The sequence below is a fragment of the Paenibacillus motobuensis genome (assembly GCF_039521865.1).
GTDB lineage: Bacteria > Bacillota > Bacilli > Paenibacillales > Paenibacillaceae > Fontibacillus > Fontibacillus motobuensis.
Map to the genome: position 1 here is coordinate 42978 of NZ_BAAACX010000014.1, position 16071 is coordinate 59048.

At 44.2% G+C, this 16071-nt stretch carries 22 protein-coding genes; 6 read left to right on the forward strand and 16 right to left on the reverse strand.

The genetic code is table 11. The features are described 5' to 3' along the window. Positions 1-36 precede the first annotated feature (36 nt). The 8 genes from ABD014_RS15730 to ABD014_RS15765 all read right to left on the reverse strand — a co-directional run bounded on the left by ABD014_RS15730 (position 37) and on the right by ABD014_RS15765 (position 5770). Entirely contained in the window at positions 37-237 is a 201-nt protein-coding gene (locus ABD014_RS15730) for a hypothetical protein (protein ID WP_343862781.1), read from the reverse strand. 48 nt (positions 238-285) lie between these two features. Next, positions 286-915 (reverse strand): hypothetical protein, encoded by a 630-nt coding sequence (locus tag ABD014_RS15735; protein ID WP_343862783.1) that lies wholly within the window; start codon positions 913-915, stop codon positions 286-288. A gap of 148 nt (positions 916-1063) precedes the next feature. Further along, a complete protein-coding gene (locus ABD014_RS15740; RefSeq protein ID WP_343862785.1) occupies positions 1064-1486 on the reverse strand; it encodes a DUF1801 domain-containing protein in 423 nt (140 codons plus the stop codon). An 81-nt stretch (positions 1487-1567) separates the two neighbouring features. Continuing rightward, positions 1568-2095, reverse strand: coding sequence for a GNAT family N-acetyltransferase (locus ABD014_RS15745; RefSeq protein WP_343862787.1), 528 nt, complete (start codon positions 2093-2095; stop codon positions 1568-1570). A gap of 15 nt (positions 2096-2110) precedes the next feature. Next, positions 2111-2779: a VOC family protein gene (locus tag ABD014_RS15750; RefSeq protein WP_343862789.1), complete on the reverse strand. Its 669-nt coding sequence runs from the start codon at positions 2777-2779 to the stop codon at positions 2111-2113. An 18-nt stretch (positions 2780-2797) separates the two neighbouring features. Further along, a complete protein-coding gene (locus tag ABD014_RS15755; RefSeq protein WP_343862792.1) occupies positions 2798-3598 on the reverse strand; it encodes a phosphotransferase family protein in 801 nt (266 codons plus the stop codon). A gap of 74 nt (positions 3599-3672) precedes the next feature. After that, on the reverse strand, positions 3673-5058 hold the full coding sequence (locus ABD014_RS15760; protein WP_343862794.1) for a sensor histidine kinase: 1386 nt from the start codon (positions 5056-5058) through the stop codon (positions 3673-3675). A gap of 1 nt (position 5059) precedes the next feature. Next, positions 5060-5770: a response regulator transcription factor gene (locus ABD014_RS15765; RefSeq protein WP_343862796.1), complete on the reverse strand. Its 711-nt coding sequence runs from the start codon at positions 5768-5770 to the stop codon at positions 5060-5062. 165 nt (positions 5771-5935) lie between these two features. On the opposite strand from ABD014_RS15765, the gene ABD014_RS15770 reads away from it, so the two are divergent. Genes ABD014_RS15770 through ABD014_RS15785 form a run of 4 tightly spaced genes read left to right on the forward strand, consistent with a single transcriptional unit; the run spans position 5936 to position 8760 of the window. Beyond that, entirely contained in the window at positions 5936-6847 is a 912-nt protein-coding gene (locus tag ABD014_RS15770; RefSeq protein ID WP_343862798.1) for an ABC transporter ATP-binding protein, read from the forward strand. Continuing rightward, complete coding sequence (locus tag ABD014_RS15775) at positions 6847-7596, forward strand: ABC transporter permease (protein ID WP_343862800.1); 750 nt, start codon at positions 6847-6849, stop codon at positions 7594-7596. The genes ABD014_RS15770 and ABD014_RS15775 overlap by 1 nt, the downstream gene beginning before the upstream one ends. A gap of 45 nt (positions 7597-7641) precedes the next feature. Next, complete coding sequence (locus tag ABD014_RS15780) at positions 7642-8373, forward strand: ABC transporter permease (RefSeq protein WP_343862802.1); 732 nt, start codon at positions 7642-7644, stop codon at positions 8371-8373. Positions 8374-8394: 21 nt separating this feature from the next. Continuing rightward, positions 8395-8760, forward strand: a complete 366-nt coding sequence (locus tag ABD014_RS15785) for a YxeA family protein (RefSeq protein WP_343862804.1) — start codon at positions 8395-8397, stop codon at positions 8758-8760. Positions 8761-8843: 83 nt separating this feature from the next. Here the strand turns inward: ABD014_RS15785 and ABD014_RS15790 are convergent, their stop codons facing one another. From ABD014_RS15790 to ABD014_RS15820, 7 genes are all read right to left on the reverse strand, one after another. Beyond that, positions 8844-9728 (reverse strand): IS3 family transposase, encoded by an 885-nt coding sequence (locus ABD014_RS15790; protein ID WP_343862806.1) that lies wholly within the window; start codon positions 9726-9728, stop codon positions 8844-8846. Then, positions 9668-9997 (reverse strand): helix-turn-helix domain-containing protein, encoded by a 330-nt coding sequence (locus ABD014_RS15795; RefSeq protein ID WP_343862808.1) that lies wholly within the window; start codon positions 9995-9997, stop codon positions 9668-9670. Before ABD014_RS15795 ends, ABD014_RS15790 begins: the two co-directional genes overlap by 61 nt. Positions 9998-10108: 111 nt before the next feature. Beyond that, entirely contained in the window at positions 10109-10618 is a 510-nt protein-coding gene (locus ABD014_RS15800; protein WP_343862810.1) for a YcxB family protein, read from the reverse strand. A 50-nt stretch (positions 10619-10668) separates the two neighbouring features. After that, complete coding sequence (locus tag ABD014_RS15805; protein WP_343862812.1) at positions 10669-11160, reverse strand: HIT family protein; 492 nt, start codon at positions 11158-11160, stop codon at positions 10669-10671. A 22-nt stretch (positions 11161-11182) separates the two neighbouring features. Further along, on the reverse strand, positions 11183-11452 hold the full coding sequence (locus ABD014_RS15810; RefSeq protein WP_343862814.1) for a PQ-loop domain-containing transporter: 270 nt from the start codon (positions 11450-11452) through the stop codon (positions 11183-11185). A gap of 56 nt (positions 11453-11508) precedes the next feature. Next, positions 11509-11979, reverse strand: coding sequence for an NUDIX hydrolase (locus ABD014_RS15815; protein WP_343862816.1), 471 nt, complete (start codon positions 11977-11979; stop codon positions 11509-11511). Positions 11980-12135: 156 nt separating this feature from the next. Further along, positions 12136-12555, reverse strand: a complete 420-nt coding sequence (locus tag ABD014_RS15820; RefSeq protein ID WP_343862817.1) for a MarR family winged helix-turn-helix transcriptional regulator — start codon at positions 12553-12555, stop codon at positions 12136-12138. A gap of 454 nt (positions 12556-13009) precedes the next feature. Here ABD014_RS15820 and ABD014_RS15825 point away from each other — a divergent pair, with 454 nt between their 5' ends. Together ABD014_RS15825 and ABD014_RS15830 are read left to right on the forward strand one after the other, a co-directional pair. Next, positions 13010-13825 (forward strand): MerR family transcriptional regulator, encoded by an 816-nt coding sequence (locus tag ABD014_RS15825; protein WP_343862818.1) that lies wholly within the window; start codon positions 13010-13012, stop codon positions 13823-13825. Positions 13826-13941: 116 nt separating this feature from the next. After that, positions 13942-14418: an SAM-dependent methyltransferase gene (locus ABD014_RS15830; protein WP_343862820.1), complete on the forward strand. Its 477-nt coding sequence runs from the start codon at positions 13942-13944 to the stop codon at positions 14416-14418. A gap of 511 nt (positions 14419-14929) precedes the next feature. Here the strand turns inward: ABD014_RS15830 and ABD014_RS15835 are convergent. Then, positions 14930-15997 (reverse strand): branched-chain amino acid aminotransferase, encoded by a 1068-nt coding sequence (locus ABD014_RS15835; RefSeq protein WP_343862821.1) that lies wholly within the window; start codon positions 15995-15997, stop codon positions 14930-14932. Positions 15998-16071 lie beyond the last annotated feature (74 nt).

Consider the following 16071-nt stretch of genomic DNA (forward strand, 5'->3'; position numbering starts at 1 on the left):
CCTCTTCTCGAGGGGCTTTTTCTTTATTGGATTTGTTTATTTCTCTACTGCTCCTGAAGTTAAGAATTGGACATAAAGATCAACGATATATTGTAATCGACTCAAATTCTCTCTAACGTTACCTACTTCCAGTCCATGATCCGCTCCAGCAATTTCTATAATTCCACGACTATGCTCTGGAGCGATTTGCTGTAAAGCCTCATCTCCGAATAAAGAGTCTTCACTACCGTAGATCACTATTCTATCTGTAGAATTTATAAATGGAACCGTTAAAAATAAGTATTGCTATCTCCCGATCTCGCGAATCTCTTCCAAAGCCATCTGTACATCCCGTTCTGGATTCAAGGCTAAGATCATCTCTTCACTGACGGGCTCACCCTTGTAAATCTTAGCAACTATATCGACAGGCAGCTTCATTTCATAATAGTCCTCTGCCCAGTCTATATAATCCTGCGGAGCTTCATAGATCATTCCTAACAGAAAACGAGAACCGTCATCCAGTCCCTTCGAATCTATATCACCACATCTCCATACTTGATCCCCAGACTCTCTCCACAAACAGAAGGTAACGTCCTCCTTGCACAATGCTTCGTCATTCAGCCTGCTAAGCAAGGAATGCGGTGTCTCCTCATAAATTCCCGGCCATACCTCTTCATCATCCCTAGCATAGGGACTCATTTCTGATTCATGATCAAAACCCTTCACAATGACTCCTTCTGGAGTGAATACAATATAAATTTCGTCTCCTGCACCATTGCTTACTGAGGCCAGCGCGGCATCCTCATCCCACCGAGGGTTATACTGGTATCTGCGCAGCCAATCCTCTGAACACAATATAGCATCTAGAATACTCATTGCTGCTATCCGCTGTCTCAACATTTCCGGTTCCATAAACGACGTAGGCCAATTGCTCATAATCTCCGCTCCAGTCTATTCTATTTAATAATGATTGAAATCGCACTATATACTAACAATATCGCCATAACCCTGTGAACTGGAGGCTAAGGCCCATTAAGAAGAAGAACCTCGCCTCTGGCATTCCAGAGATGAGGTTACTAGTTTTCTATGAATTTGGATAGGTTCTCTTCAAGAACTCAACAGATTGCTGAATCAGTTCTTTCAAGACCGTCACATCAATATCTGCTGTTTTGTTAAAATAAACACATGACTTTCCCGCTGTATGTTTTCCGAACTTCTTCAGTAGTTCCTCCCGTCCAGGGTCGCCTGTGGCAAAATACAAACTCACCTTCGCTTTCCTAGGCGAGAAACCAACGAGCGGTGCATCACCCTCATGACCAGAGTCGTATTTATAATGATAACTCCCGAAGCCGATAATGCTTGGCCCCCACATTTTTGCTTCATAGCCTGTCGTTTCCGTGAAAATATCGAGCAGTTGATAAGCATCTTCACGCTTTTTCAAATTCTCGATACTCTCAATAAACTGGATAACGCTGCTATCAGTTTCTTTTGTCTTCAATACATACATTTTGGGTTCCTCCTTAGGCGAAATCCAAGTTTTCCTCATTCATCACGAAGCTTCGGTTCAGTCCTGCGATAGCTTAATCGATCAGTCTGCAGCCTTCTTCTTCACAAACCAAATGCTGTCTTCCAGGCGATCCCCCACCTGCACAGCTTGTCCTTCTCTTCGAACAAATTCAAATCCATTCTTGATAAGCACAATCTGCGAGCCTCTATTGGAAGGTGAAGTCCCTGCTTCCAGTTGCTCAATCCGATGACGCTCAAAGGCTTCATTTATTGCCAGCTTCACAGCCGCTGTGGCATATCCCTTCCCGCCATGCTTCTGGCCAATTCGATAGCCAAGCTCCGCTCTTCTACATTTCTCCTGTACAATATCAACTATATTTATCCGGCCGACCATTTCGCCTTCCTGATTCCGAATAACGTACATATAGCATAGATCCTGAAGCTGTTCTTCGATCAGGCTATTGATGATTTCCTGGAAAATTGCGGGTTGATAATATTCATCCCCCCTTGATGGAACGAAGGCTTCAAAAAAATCCCGGTTTTCCTTTTCAAATTCGAGAATTTCTTTTGCGTTCGCCTGTGATATTAATTCAAAGGTCAGATTAGTCACGTATATCCCTGCTCTCTATGCTTCTATAATAGTAAACGTTGAATCCTCTGCAAAGGTAAGCCAGCCAATCCCTTGTATGGAAACTCGCAGCGGGTAATACTCGGCAGGCTTCTGATTCGAGAAGAACCAGGTCCTCCCCTTCTTGACGACGATGAATAAGCCATGCTCATCTCCTACCGGAGTAAGTCCCTCACTGTCCTCTTTCCAGTTAGGCAGACCGATCTCATTCAAGGTTCTCACAAACGGGATTACCTCATTAGCAACTACACCGATCTCACTCACGCCGTTGATCTCACCGCTGTTATAAGAATGAAAGATCGCATTAGAGAGATTATGACGAGCGATAAATTCAACAATATTGCCCGAAGGATCTTCGAAATATAAAGAGTGGGCATTCCAGGAGGTAAAGAATACTTCGTCGTCTCCTTCTTCCTGAATTAATTGTACCCGGGACTGAATCCAACTCTTCGCTTCGCGGAATTTATTCTCGGGAATATTCAGCGCAAAATGATAAAATGGACGATCATATGCCTCCGTTGCTTCAAACCTAATACGGGTCGCCCCTGCCTGTACCGTAAAAGTATCTTCCTTGTCTTCAACAAGCTGCAATTCTAGCACATCTTGATAGAACGACTTCGTTGCTTGCAGATTTGCTGTCAGCAATTCAAGTTTTTCTAGAATCATCTTATTTCACCTTTTTTATTATGATGTTTCTCTTAGCCGTTTCTTTATTTCTAGTACCAATTCATTTTTTTCTTCTTCAGGGATCCATTCTACCAGTCTAGCAGCCGCAACCGGCAATATCCATTGATCGATTTCCGTAAAATTTCTTCCTGTAATCATTAAGTAATGCTTCAGGTACTCGTTCTTGATTTTTTGGCGTAACATCTGGATTATTACCCCTATGAATTTCGGGGTTCCAGGTGGCAACGCACCAAAGCTCAATAAAATTACAGTTCTAGCGGCATCGCCCGCTGGATGGCCGGAAGCCCCAGTCATCCAGTCAATCGCCCAATGCTGCTCACCAAGCAAAATGTTGTCTGGATGAAAATCCCCATGACAAAGCTTATGGTCATCTGGTAATCGATCCAAATAATTGATGATCTTGCCCTTTTCTTCTTCAGGTAATAGAGGAGCGGACTTAATATTATAAGCCAGTATTTCCTTCTGCTTTCTCTTTAAATCACTCGCTTCACAGGCGTGTAATTGACTATGAAGGGACGCAAGAATTCTAGCATATTTCTTAACAAGCAATGGTCTTCGGGTTATCGCATCAAGCAGTGATACGCCGGACACGCGTTGAAATACAATCCCCCGTCGTTCATTCTGCCACAGTAAATCTAACGGCTTGGGAGTATGAATCCCTAAAGAATGAACAAATTCGCTGACTGAGAACTCAACATCTATCGCCTCATGGAAGATTCCTTTCTTATACAGCTTCAGAATACTGCTCTCATCAACCTCAAATATATCTGCCGTCCTACCCTGACCGATTTGCTTCATAAATAATTGTCACCTCTCCCATGATTATACATGGGGATGATTAGAGGGAGAAGTTTTTTCTTTTCAAGCCAATTCTATTCAGACCATACGGGAAGCTCAATGACCGCTGTCATTCCTTGGCCTTCTCTGCTAATCAGGAGTAACTGCCCTTGATGAGCCTTAGCAATCCGGGCAACCATCGGCAGACCTAAGCCGTGTCCATGATGGGCCGGCCGCCGTCTTCTAGACGAATAAGGCAGCTCAAGCAGGTCAGGAAGATCTCCCTCCGCTACTCCTTGCCCGTCGTCCTTTACAATAACCCGACAGGTCTGCCCATCTGAAAGGGCACTCGTCTGCAAAATAATTCGGCACCCCTCGGGGTTATGATGAATACTGTTCTGCACCAAATTTGTAATTGCACGGGTCAACAGCTTCTCATCTACATTTACCCGTAGTTGTTCCTCTGAGATATCCACATCCAGCATGAATTTATTATCCAGTCCCTGATTTAGAAAATCTGAAGCAATCTGCCGGGCCAGCACCGAGAGACGCAATTTTCTTGGATAAAGCGGCTGCATCTCATACTCTAGCATAGAGACGAGGTTCAAATCGCTGACAAGGGAACGAAGCTTCTCGCCTTGTTGCCGGATAATGGCGGCATGTAGACGCTGTTCTTCGGGCACAACCGGGCTCTCCTCTAGTTCGCTTGCATAGCCCAGCACCATGGACAATGGCGTGCGAATGTCATGCGATATGCCGGCGATCCAATTGGAACGAGCTTCATCTCTCGCTTTGAGTGCGGCATCCTTCTGCTCCAGCAATATAGATGTGTGATTGATACTCTTAGCCAGGCTACTGAACATTCCTTTAGGCTCTACAAAGGCGTTCTGTTCATGAGCAAGCGAATAGATTCCACGCAGAATCGGTTTGATCGATTTAATAAGACGGGAGCCAATCAAAAGAGATAGCAAAAGAGCAAGCAGCGCATTCGCAATCAGAAGAAAAACGATTCGGGAAGGCAAATTCTGAACCCATCCAACGGGCACATTAAATTGATATTTTGCCATACTGGTCTTCGGAAACCCGACCACGAGCAGCCCATTAACATGCTCCCATACATACACCGGGTAATCCATTAAGTAATTACGCGTAAATTGGGCTACTTCGGTAAGCGTATAGGATCGGGGCAACGAGGTAGGCAATTCATAATCCCAAGCTACTTCCCCCTTGCTATTAATTAACATGGCCCAGGCTCGGTTCTGTTCAAGGATCTCCTGGCCCTCCTTATAGAAGGAATACCCGTCAGCATTTAATTGAAGGGCCCTTGCTGCCTTTTGCGTAACGCTATCCGGAGATTGTCCCTCATTCATTCCCTTGAAGATCCAGACTGCTAGTAAAATGAAGTTAAATATGAGTAGAAACACAGAGATAACGATGGTTGCCCCTGCAAAACGCCTTAAAATACGAGCAGCGCCGTCCATGTTACTCCTCCTTCATCAACAGCTTATAACCGAGCCCTCTTACAGTCATTAAGTGCTCCGGGCTAGAGGGATTGGTCTCAATCTTCTCCCGTATTCTTCTGATGTGCACCATAAGCGTATTCTCATATCCAAAATAATCGTCTCCCCACACCGTCTGGCATAATGCATCGCTGGTAACGATCCGCCCTCGTTCGCTATAAAGCTTCACTAGCAGCGCATGCTCTTTGGCGGTTAAAGCCTGTACTCCTTGCTCGCTGCGTACCTCCGCGCCTTCCAAGTCAACGATATAATCGCCAAGCCGGAAGACCGGCATATGCTCTGCGGTCGGAGAGGCGTATACTCTCCGCAAAATAATGTTAAGCCTCAGTACTAGCTCACGTGGCAGAAATGGCTTCACCATATAATCGTCCGCCCCAAGCCCAAGACCCAGCAGTCGGTCCTCGTCCTCCCCTCTAGCCGACAGAAACAGGACAGGCATTGAAGAAAAGCGGCGGATCGAAGTGAGCAGGGCAAACCCATCACCATCAGGCAGCATGACGTCCAAGATAGTAATATCCGGCTTATCTGACCGGCAGATAGCCAAAGCCTCCTTGCAATCAGCCGCATGAAATATACGAAAATAACCTTCCTTACGCAAAAAACGATCCACCATTTGGCGGATTTCATACTCATCCTCAACGATCAGCAATTTCTTGTGCTTTAAATCTTCCATGTGTTCATCACCTATGATCATTATACCAAGGGAGCCCTGCCGAATCAGTAGTCGCACCGTTTTGCACAGTGATTTAAGGTTCTCGTAAGGTAGTCGTCAGGTTCAAGAAGGGTCCTGGCTATATGCTGAGAGGGTGAACTAGAAATTGGATGGGAGAGAAGTCAAATGAACGCAATTGTCTCAACACATAACCTTTCAAAATGCTATGGAGATACCTATGGTGTCAACAATGTGAATTTAAGCGTCTACGAGGGTGATGTATATGGGTTTCTAGGACCAAACGGAGCGGGAAAATCAACCACGCTCAAGATGCTCCTTGGATTAGTCAAACCGACCGACGGCAAGGTCACCGTCTTCGGTAAAGATTTCAGCAAAAACCGTCGCCTTATACTCAGTCAAACCGGCTCGCTGATTGAATCGCCTTCTTTTTACGGACATCTGACTGGCTATGAGAACATGCGGATCATGCAGAGCCTGCGTAATGTCCCGGATCGAAATGTGAACGAGGCGCTGCAAATTGTCCGCTTAGAGAAGCAAAAGGACAAGAAGGTAAGTCAGTATTCGCTAGGAATGAAGCAGCGTCTGGGAATTGCTATGGCCCTGATCGCTTTTCCCAAGCTATTGATCCTCGATGAACCGACAAATGGGCTTGATCCGGCAGGGATCGGGGAAATACGGGAGCTGATTCAATCCCTGCCTCAGCGGTACGGCATAACTGTGGTGATCTCCAGTCATCTCTTGTCGGAGATCGAGCAGATCGCTACCTCGGTGGGCATTATCAGCCAAGGCAAGCTGGTATTTCAAGGGAGCATGGATCAGCTTCGAAGTAAGAGCGAAACCTGCATCGCCCTGAAGACGGAAAATAATGCAGATGCAGAGCGGATCCTGTTTAATCAAGGGCTGTCGCCGCTGCCCTCAGGTGAATACCTGACGCTGAGGAGTATCGGGGATCGTGAGATCGCCAAAATTAACAAGACCCTTGTGCATGCTGGAGTAAATGTCATTCGCATTGAGGAACACAGAAAAAGTCTGGAGCAGCTGTTCCTGGAAATGACGGGAAAGGAGAGCAGCCTCTAATGAGTATGCTGAGTCTGGAATTTTACAAGCTGCGCAGAAGACGCCTGTTTCTCATGATTGCCCTGTTCCTTAGTGTAGAGTTAGCCTGGATCTTCCTTTCCACAAGCATTTCCCTCTCGCGTAATCCGGATCTTGCAGGATGGGAAGGGCTGATTATGACAACTGCTTCCATGAACGGGTTATTCCTTCCGATCTTGTCCGCGGTAGTCGTATCCCTCATCTGTGATATGGAGCATAAGGGCAGCACCTGGAAGCTGCTGCTCTCCGTCTCCGTAACTCGCGGAAGAATCTATGCCGCCAAGTATTTATGCGCCTCAGTCCTGATGCTTTTCGCTATCTTGCTTGAGTCTGCGGCGATTGTTGGCTTTGGTAAGATGCATCAATTTCAAGGGTCCGCACTGCTTCCTCTACTTATGCCATTTTTGGGCGGAGCTATTTTGACCAATCAGGTGGTTATCGCGCTGCAACAGTGGCTGTCCCTGTCTATCAAGAATCAAGCCTTTAGCCTTTGTCTCGGAATGATCGGCGGGTTCATCGGTATGGCGGCGCAGTTGTTCCCGGCCATGGTCAGACATCTATTCGTCTGGTCCTACTACACTGAGCTATGTCCAGTAACCTACGACTATGCGAATTCAATCATGCGGTTCGTAACACGACCGATTGGATTTATACTGCCAGGCATTCTAGTAATCATGGGTATCGTTATATACATCATTGGCCGTTTGCAAGTATCAAGGCAAGAGGTTTAGAAGTAGCCTTATACCGTTGAACAAACCAATTATAGGAGGACCATTATGTTAATCAGATGTATTCGAGCTGAGCAGCTCAAGCTACGTCATTCTCGCATGTGGCTGATCCTTGTCGCGCTGCCTGTCCTAGCAGTGTTGATCGGCTGCGCCAACTTTTATTTGAACCAGAGCGCTCTGCAGAATGAATGGTATAGCCTTTGGACGCAGGTAAGCCTGTTCTACGGCGAGTTCTTCCTGCCTGTATTAATAGCTATCTGCTGCGCTTATGTGTGCAGGCTGGAGCACTTGAATAAAAATTGGAACATGGTCATGAGCGCCCCAAGCTCTGCTGCGCATATATTTATCTCCAAGCTAGTCATCATCAGCATTCTTATTCTCACGGTGCAGCTGCTATTTCTTGCTTTATACGGCACTGCCGGTATTCTACTTGGATTGGGGCAGCATTTCCCACCGGAGACCTTGGGCTGGATCACCCGCGGCTGGGTCGCTGCAACCATGATCGGTGCTATTCAGCTCCTGCTCTCGATGCGTATCCGCAGTTTCGCGGTGCCTATCGGTATTAGCGTGTGCGCTGTCTTTATCGGATTGGGGATGTATGTTATGAAAATTGGCTTGTATTTTCCTTATTCGCTGTTGACCATCGGGATGGGCGTATTAAGTCAGGAGAGCTTAACCGCTGCAGATACCCTACAATTCTTCCTGATGAATAGCTTGTTCATCTTATTGACATCCGCTATTGCCATCCGGTGGCTGAAGAACTCGGATGTGGCTGCATAATAATAGAGGAAGGGGATAGATATGATGAAAAGAGGCGTTACATTAGTCAGCCTATTCATGATAGTAATCATTATTGGTGCTGCCGTATACTTCATGAATCCTGATCGGCTGACTCCAGACAACCCCGCTGGTAAGACCATTTACTATACGATAATCAACAATTCAGAAATAGAATCTGATAATAATGAACGATATAACTATTCTCTCGATGTGTATAACAAACAAGGCAAGAAAAAGGAGTTAACTTTCAGTGCTAGCAAGCGACTGCATGAGGGAGCTTTGCTTGAACTGTACGTCACACCGCTGCGCGGGGTCACTTTCTGGCAGGAAATTCAGCCAGAGCAGCTCCCCTCCCGAATCCGGAACATTTTCACAGTAAAACATTAACCTTGTTGCAAGAAAAATCTCCCAGTTCTCGTGGAGAAGTATCCCGAGGTCAAGCCCCAATTTTGTGGACATTGAAAAAAGCCCTAGGCTGTGAACTGGCGTCGGTACTCCACCGGCGTCAGTTTCTTTAATTTTAATTGAATTCGTTCTTCGTTATAAAAACGAATGAACTCTACGATTCTTCTTTGTGCTTCATCTATGTTTCGTATATCATAAGGATAGAGCGCTTCCGTTTTAAGATGTGAGAAGAAGCTCTCCATAGCGGCATTGTCAAAACAATTGCCGCGGCGAGACATGCTGATTTGGGCGCCAACCTGTGGCAGCATGTCATGGTACGCATGAGACGTGTACTGGCATCCTTGATCGCTGTGAACGATCAAGCCAGTCATGTCTTCTTTCTTTATAAATGCTTGTTTAAAGGTTTCTAAAACAAGCTTCGTATCGTTGCGGAAGCTCATTTGGTAAGCAACGATTTCCTTCGTGCACAAGTCCTTAATGGCAGAGAGGTACAGCGATGTATCTCCAACAGCATATTGCGTGATGTCGGTCACCCATTTTCGGTCAGGTACTTCTGCTGTGAAATTACGCTGCAGGAGATTTTCTGCTATCCGAGGAACTAAGCCATCTCCCTGAGGTTTCGACTTACGCTTACGGCGTATAATCGATCTAATTCCCATCACTTGCATCAAACGTAAAATTTTTTTATGATTGACCTTCCAACCTTCACGCTCAAGCTCTCCCTGGATACGTCGATAACCGTACTTCATTTGTCGCTTCACATAAATCGCCTGGATACGCTCCTTCAGTTCTTTATCAGGGTCCTCACTTTGTCTCTTTAAATATTGATAATATCCGCTCCGTGAAAGCTGTAAATACTCACACAACTGCTTGACCGTAAATTGTTCCCTTAAAGCTTCGACGACCTGCCGTTTTTCTTGTACACCTCCTGATTCAAGATGGCTAACCACTTTTTTAAAACGGCATTCTCCATCTCCAAACGTCTAATATATCGATATTCCTCGGTGGATTCCCGAAATGGATTTCCTCTGCGATCCTCGAATACACGCTCGCCTTCCTCACGATACTTTCTCATCCATTTTTTTACTCGATCTTTATCATGAATCCCCAAGTGTTCTGTGATCTCTCGATATGTCCACTTCTCCTCCAAATGCAGCCGAATGGCTTCACGTTTTACGGATTCTGGATAATGCTGAAACTTCTGACCTTTATTCGCCATGAAAAATGCACCCCTTAGATTTCATCGGATTAACCAAGGGGTTTTTCCAATGTCTATTCTAAGGGGTGCACTCTACCCGAGGCTGGGTGATGCTTTTTTGAGACATCTTAATTATTTGATCCGTAATTTACTACCTTCCAGAAATGAACGAAGAATTGTCTTAAGTCTAGCAATGTCCACGGCGTTTTTAGAAATGAGTACACCTTGATTTTTAGCCAGATAGACAATAATCAAATGCTTCGACTCGGTTACCTTAGCGACATCATTCCATCGAATCAACGAATCATTCGAATCTATCGTCATCTGTATTCCGTCCTCGCATAGGGTGAGGGTCTGTTCATTCTTCAACATTCCACTAGATTCGAACACCCGTCTTGCCTTATAAAGCGTAAGCAGCCACATGAACAAAGTCAGGGCAAGGCTAACCACAATGCCTATTGGCACCTTCATCAGCATCACGTTAAAATCGGAACTTTTGATCCATGTAGTTGCTGTAAACACCAGAAATATGAACACACTAAGGAAAATCAATTGATTCTTCGAATGAGCCAAGGTTAATGACTGGTATTCTTTGTAAGTAATCGAGAAACTAAATTTGTAGGGAAGCTGCTTTTCTGTCATTTACGAAGTATCTCCTTTGAATTCTGCATTTCTTTTATTTTAATCTGCATCTATATCCCCTGCAATCCCTCTCTTAATTGATCGATACCTCCTAGCACCTCATTCATATTCTCAGCATCATTCATATAGTTTCTAGCATGCACAAGGACTGGTCTCAACGATTCTACTGAATTCCCAAACTTCTTCATCCACTCGTATCTCGGAACCATCCATAAATGAAAATGATGTGTCGTATCTTCATTATAGAAATAGTAAACCTTCTCTATTCCAAGCCTGGTTCTTTGAGCTCTTCTAATTCTGTGGATTAACGAGATATATTCCGATTGTTCTTCATCTGTAAGCTCGTCCATACCATAAAAATGTCGTTTTGCTGCTAAAATGACTAGTCCCTTAATGGGATATGCAACATCCTGATGAACATGGAAATGATCAGATTCATAGATCACCCCACCCGTCGGCACAATTAATCCACTTGTTAATGCACAGCTAAGGCAATCTACTTCAACAGTTCTTCCATCAGCCAGAGTAATTTGTCGCGGCACGGAACACCTCTTTTCAAATGGATCAATTATTTCTATAACGAAGAACGAGCATAATTACAAATAGCACCACTAATAAAGATAGACTGTTCGTCATTAAAAAGGCAATCCCGGAGCCGTTAGCGACTAAATCAATGGCATAAATCTCCATGAGTCCTATTCCCAGTAACATGAACAAATAGGATTTCAGACTTAAATCCCTGACGGACTTCGTCTTCATAATCTGCAGAATCTGAGGAATCCAGCCGATGGCCAGAATAACTCCGCCGATGAGTTGCAATATTGAGAATATCACTATTCAGCACCACCCTACAGGTTGATGGGTTCAAGATGGAATGGACATATTAGCTTTTATTTAGCCGCTCGTAAAATTTGCTCTAATTTTGGACCTAATTCATATAATTTCTCCCGAATATACGGTTGTGTACTGGCAGGCACTTCCGACAAGCTGTAAAATCTCGCTTCAATGACTTCAACACCATCCGGGACGATTTCCCCTTCAAATTCAGTACAAATGTAGCCGATGATGACATTATAGTATTCATGCCCATTTCTCAGTTTCGTATATAGCTGCTTCCCTGAGAATACGTCGAATAATTGAAGCTTCCCCAGATCAAGACCTATCTCTTCTTTCGTTTCTCTTCTAATACACTCTTCAGTCGACTCTCCAAGCTCCATCAGTCCCCCCGGGATCCCCCAGGAATCGTCACGATACTTCACTAATAAAATCTGCCCAAATTCATTTATAATTGCAGCGCTCGGCCTCACTAAGATCAAAGGTTGATTCCCTACCTGCTTTCTCAAATCCTCAACATATCCCATAAGGACACCTCCATTATGTTGTTAAATATATTCCCGGCACTTTAATTTCATCCTTTATTCAGCAAAAAAGACAAATCGCTACCTCTAGCGACCTGTCTCTGGTGTGAATTGTCCTATATTTAATCCATTACTCTACGATTCCCCCCCTTGTTCTGTTCAAGATTTCGCTCCTGAAATTTTCCCAAGCAAATAAACTAGCAATTGCTGATTATGCGTTGAGATTCGATCAAGAATGCTGTTGATGTATGTATCCCGAATAGAGACTCCACGCTCGAGTTCTTCTTTTCCCTTCTCCGTAATGGATACCCATACGATCCGGCGATCGGCCTCATCGCGCTCCCGACGAATCAGTTCACCCCGTTCCATCCGATCCAGCAGCATCGTTACGGCAGCAGGTGTAGTGGAGAGAAACGGAATAAGATCCGAAGGCTTTAAGCTGTGATTCTCCTGCTGAATCATGACTTCCAGAACGCTCAATTGCGATGTTGTTAAGGAAGGTGCAAGATGGTCTTCCATATGGGTCTGAAAATCTTTCATGATCCTTCCAAGTAATTTGACAAATTCCTCTGTATGCAATCCGATCCCTCCCTAGGTTGAACTCCAGTCAATAACTCTACTCATTAAAAATATATGGATATCCCGCTCATTATCGGAATATATCATGCATTTGTGAAGTTGATGATCGCTTGACTAACAAAGTAACAGACAGACGTAACAGATGTGGAATGATCACAATCGGGTGTAATTAATTTTTCGACATTCATTTTCAAAATCCTGCCATGGGAGAGAAAGTGGTTTGTCTCTATCCAATTATTTCTAATCACAACGCCCCTTCCGGGTAACCTAAGATCATTGCCGTCCAGACCGAGATGGACCAAAAAAGCCGCCATATTTTTTTACGACGGCTTGGATGCTACGACCTCCTAATACCAAAAAGTGAGATAGACAGCCAACAAGCGGGTAAATGTATAAAGGCTGATTGTAGTTCAGAAATATACAGGATATAATGTCGGAAATAGGGGTGATGCGAATGTTCAAGATAGGCGAATTTTCCAAGCTCACGCAAGTATCAATCCGTATGTTGAGATATTATGATGAAACAGGCTTATTAAAGCCAGCAGAAACTGATAAATTTACAAATTACAGACTATATTCCACAGAGCAAATTCCTGCTTTGAATAAAATAATCTTCTTGCGCGATTTAGGTTTTAATGTTTCTGAAATCGCGGTTGCCCTTAATCGGTGGGATGATGAATTTATTACAAAACAACTTGAGAATAAGCGTTTGGAAATCGAAAACGCGATTAAAGTGGAACAAGATAAACTATCTAAAATCGAGTTAGCGAAAGATGATATTCGGCGTGAAAAAATAGCTATTAACTACAATGTTTCAATCAAATCTATTCCCAGTTATCAAGTATTTTCTTTAAGGCGAATTGTTCCCGATTATTATGCAGAGGGGCAGTTATGGAAAGAAATGTCGGCCTTTGCAGTTAAACATAGTATTCCTATTTCAAATGATACTTTTACCATATATCACGATATGGATTATAGAGAAAAAGATGTTGATATGGAAATATGTGCACCTGTATCCCGGATGGGCGAAAATACAAGCGGGTTCGTATATCGTAATACTGAGCCCATACCAACTATGGCGTGTACTATGGTATATGGGTCTTTTGAAAATATTGCGGGGGCCTTTCTCGCCTTTGCAAATTGGTTGCAGGAACATAATCAGTATAAAATGACCGGGCAGAGTAGGCAAATCGTTCATAGGGGGCCGTGGAATGAAGAAAACCCCGATAAATACTTAACTGAAATACAAATCCCGCTGGAAAAAATATAGCAAAAGCGTCTTGCAAAAAATATTTGCAGGACGCTTTTTTCATATTTACTCTCACATGATGTGAGGGACTAAACTGAATTTGCAGGCAAATAAAAATCAGATGGAGGAAATGAGATATGCAAAATTTTATGGTTAAGTCTATTGGCAAGGTCAACGTAAGGGAGAACGGAATGTTTATCAAACTTGAGCCAAAATACATTCCTGCTCTGCAAGCGTTGAATGGTTTTAGCCATCTCAATGTCATTTGGTGGTTTAGCGACTTTGACAATGAGGAAACAAGGAACGTTTTTGAAACACAACAGCCATACAAAAAGGCTCCTGAGATAATGGGTATTTTTGCTACAAGGTCGCCTGTTCGTCCTAATCCACTTGCTTTAACAGCAGTACAAATCATCAATATTGATTACGAAAGCGGCGTTATTCAGATTGCTTATATTGACGCTAACGACAACTCACCTGTACTTGATATAAAGCCTTACACACCAAGCCTTGATAGAGTGGAAACACCCGGCGTGCCGGAATGGTGTTGTCATTGGCCTAAAAGTTTAGAGGAATCCGAAAACTTTGATTGGGAACAAGAGTTTAATTTTTAATATTTCTATAGCGCCATATTTAGCCCGCCGACCCCTCCGTCTTTTCTGTCACGTTTGGAGCGAAAAAGAAAAGAAACGGAGGGAATCACATGAAAATATCTGCTGAAAGACAGAAAAGCATATACCTTAATAGATAATGTTGCAATAGCATATCGTGATAATTTGGGTAAAAATAATATGTCATATGGCTTACCGCAAGGTTCACCAATTAGTGCCATTCTGTAAAATATTTACACGCTGGAGTTTGACAAAGGAGCTAAACATATATTAAAGCTAAACGATAGGGAAGCTGACGCATTGATTAAACAACATAAGCGTAAAATTGCTCATGCTATAAAAAGCGGACAACAAGAGTAAAACGGACTATCATATTTGTTGATAGTCCGTTTTTGCACCCTGTATGGCAGCTACCCTAATTCAGTTTTGTTTTATGCTGTCTTATCAGTAGCCGCCCCTTAGGCAGCCTGCTCCAATCTATTTATTCTATGATCGAATAAATTCACGCATTCCTTCACCCGATCAAATATCTCCAGTGAAGAGGATCGTCGATCTTGCCTTGCTGTATTCCTGTAATCGAATCATACAGTCTACCGGAAACTGCTCCGATATGGCCCTCATTGATCTGAATGCTCTGCTCCCCCCACTTCATCGCGCCGATCGGGGAGATGACCGCAGCGGTTCCGGTGCCGAAGGCTTCCTCCAATTTCCCTTGCTGATGCGCCTCGAACAGCTCCTCGACGGTAACTTTGCGTTCCGTCACAGGAATTCCCCAATGCTTCAGCATCGCAATGACCGAATCCCGCGTGATCCCTGGCAGAATACTTCCATTCAGCTCCGGTGTAATAACCTCACCGGCTACCTTGAAGAATACATTCATACTTCCAACCTCTTCGATATAACGCTGCTCAATGCCGTCTAGCCACAATACCTGAGAGTAGCCCTGACTCTTGGCCTCTTCTTGCGCTTTGATGCTGGAAGCATAGTTGATCGAAGTCTTGGCTGCACCCGTTCCGCCGCGAACCGCTCTGACATATTGATCCTCTACATAGATCGATACTGGCGCCAGCCCGCTGGAATAATAAGCTCCAACCGGTGAAGTAATAATTAGCAATTGATATTCCTTCGCTGCGCGTACTCCAAGGCATGGCTCGGTCGCAATAATGAACGGACGGATATAGAGCGAATTTTCCACCCGCTGCGGAATCCAGTCACCATCGATCTCAACCAGCTTGCAGATCGCCTCAAGCATCCATTCCGGATCAACCTGAGGAATTCCTAATCTGTCACAGGACATATTCATGCGCTGGATATTCTTCTCCGGTCTGAACAGGTTGATCTCTCCGTTCATTCCCCGGTATGCCTTCATGCCTTCGAACACTTCCTGCCCATAGTGAAGCACCATTGCTGACGGTTCCAGGCTTATAGGCCCATAAGGAATAATTCTAGCATCATGCCAGCCTCGCTCTGACGTATAATCTGCAACGAACATATGATCACTAAAATATTTGCCGAAGCCCAGTTCCCCTTCATTTGGCTTACTCTTCGGCTGACTAGTCCGAATCACTTGTAGCAGTTCCATATCAAGCGCTCCCTTTCTTAGGTACGATAGTTATTGTTAATAACTATATCGATTTAATCTCTATTGATCAATAA

Excerpts from the sequence above, each read along its gene's own strand:
- ABD014_RS15740 (WP_343862785.1), bottom strand. The coding sequence starts at position 1,486 with ATGTATGTATTGAAGACAAAAGAAACTGATAGCAGCGTTATCCAGTTT.
- ABD014_RS15825 (WP_343862818.1), top strand. The coding sequence starts at position 13,010 with ATGTTCAAGATAGGCGAATTTTCCAAGCTCACGCAAGTATCAATCCGT.
- ABD014_RS15770 (WP_343862798.1), top strand. The coding sequence starts at position 5,936 with ATGAACGCAATTGTCTCAACACATAACCTTTCAAAATGCTATGGAGAT.
- ABD014_RS15830 (WP_343862820.1), top strand. The coding sequence starts at position 13,942 with ATGCAAAATTTTATGGTTAAGTCTATTGGCAAGGTCAACGTAAGGGAG.
- ABD014_RS15735 (WP_343862783.1), bottom strand. The coding sequence starts at position 915 with ATGAGCAATTGGCCTACGTCGTTTATGGAACCGGAAATGTTGAGACAG.
- ABD014_RS15755 (WP_343862792.1), bottom strand. The coding sequence starts at position 3,598 with ATGAAGCAAATCGGTCAGGGTAGGACGGCAGATATATTTGAGGTTGAT.
- ABD014_RS15765 (WP_343862796.1), bottom strand. The coding sequence starts at position 5,770 with ATGGAAGATTTAAAGCACAAGAAATTGCTGATCGTTGAGGATGAGTAT.
- ABD014_RS15835 (WP_343862821.1), bottom strand. The coding sequence starts at position 15,997 with ATGGAACTGCTACAAGTGATTCGGACTAGTCAGCCGAAGAGTAAGCCA.
- ABD014_RS15795 (WP_343862808.1), bottom strand. The coding sequence starts at position 9,997 with ATGGCGAATAAAGGTCAGAAGTTTCAGCATTATCCAGAATCCGTAAAA.
- ABD014_RS15780 (WP_343862802.1), top strand. The coding sequence starts at position 7,642 with ATGTTAATCAGATGTATTCGAGCTGAGCAGCTCAAGCTACGTCATTCT.
- ABD014_RS15785 (WP_343862804.1), top strand. The coding sequence starts at position 8,395 with ATGATGAAAAGAGGCGTTACATTAGTCAGCCTATTCATGATAGTAATC.
- ABD014_RS15815 (WP_343862816.1), bottom strand. The coding sequence starts at position 11,979 with ATGGGATATGTTGAGGATTTGAGAAAGCAGGTAGGGAATCAACCTTTG.
- ABD014_RS15760 (WP_343862794.1), bottom strand. The coding sequence starts at position 5,058 with ATGGACGGCGCTGCTCGTATTTTAAGGCGTTTTGCAGGGGCAACCATC.
- ABD014_RS15800 (WP_343862810.1), bottom strand. The coding sequence starts at position 10,618 with ATGACAGAAAAGCAGCTTCCCTACAAATTTAGTTTCTCGATTACTTAC.
- ABD014_RS15750 (WP_343862789.1), bottom strand. The coding sequence starts at position 2,779 with ATGATTCTAGAAAAACTTGAATTGCTGACAGCAAATCTGCAAGCAACG.
- ABD014_RS15775 (WP_343862800.1), top strand. The coding sequence starts at position 6,847 with ATGAGTATGCTGAGTCTGGAATTTTACAAGCTGCGCAGAAGACGCCTG.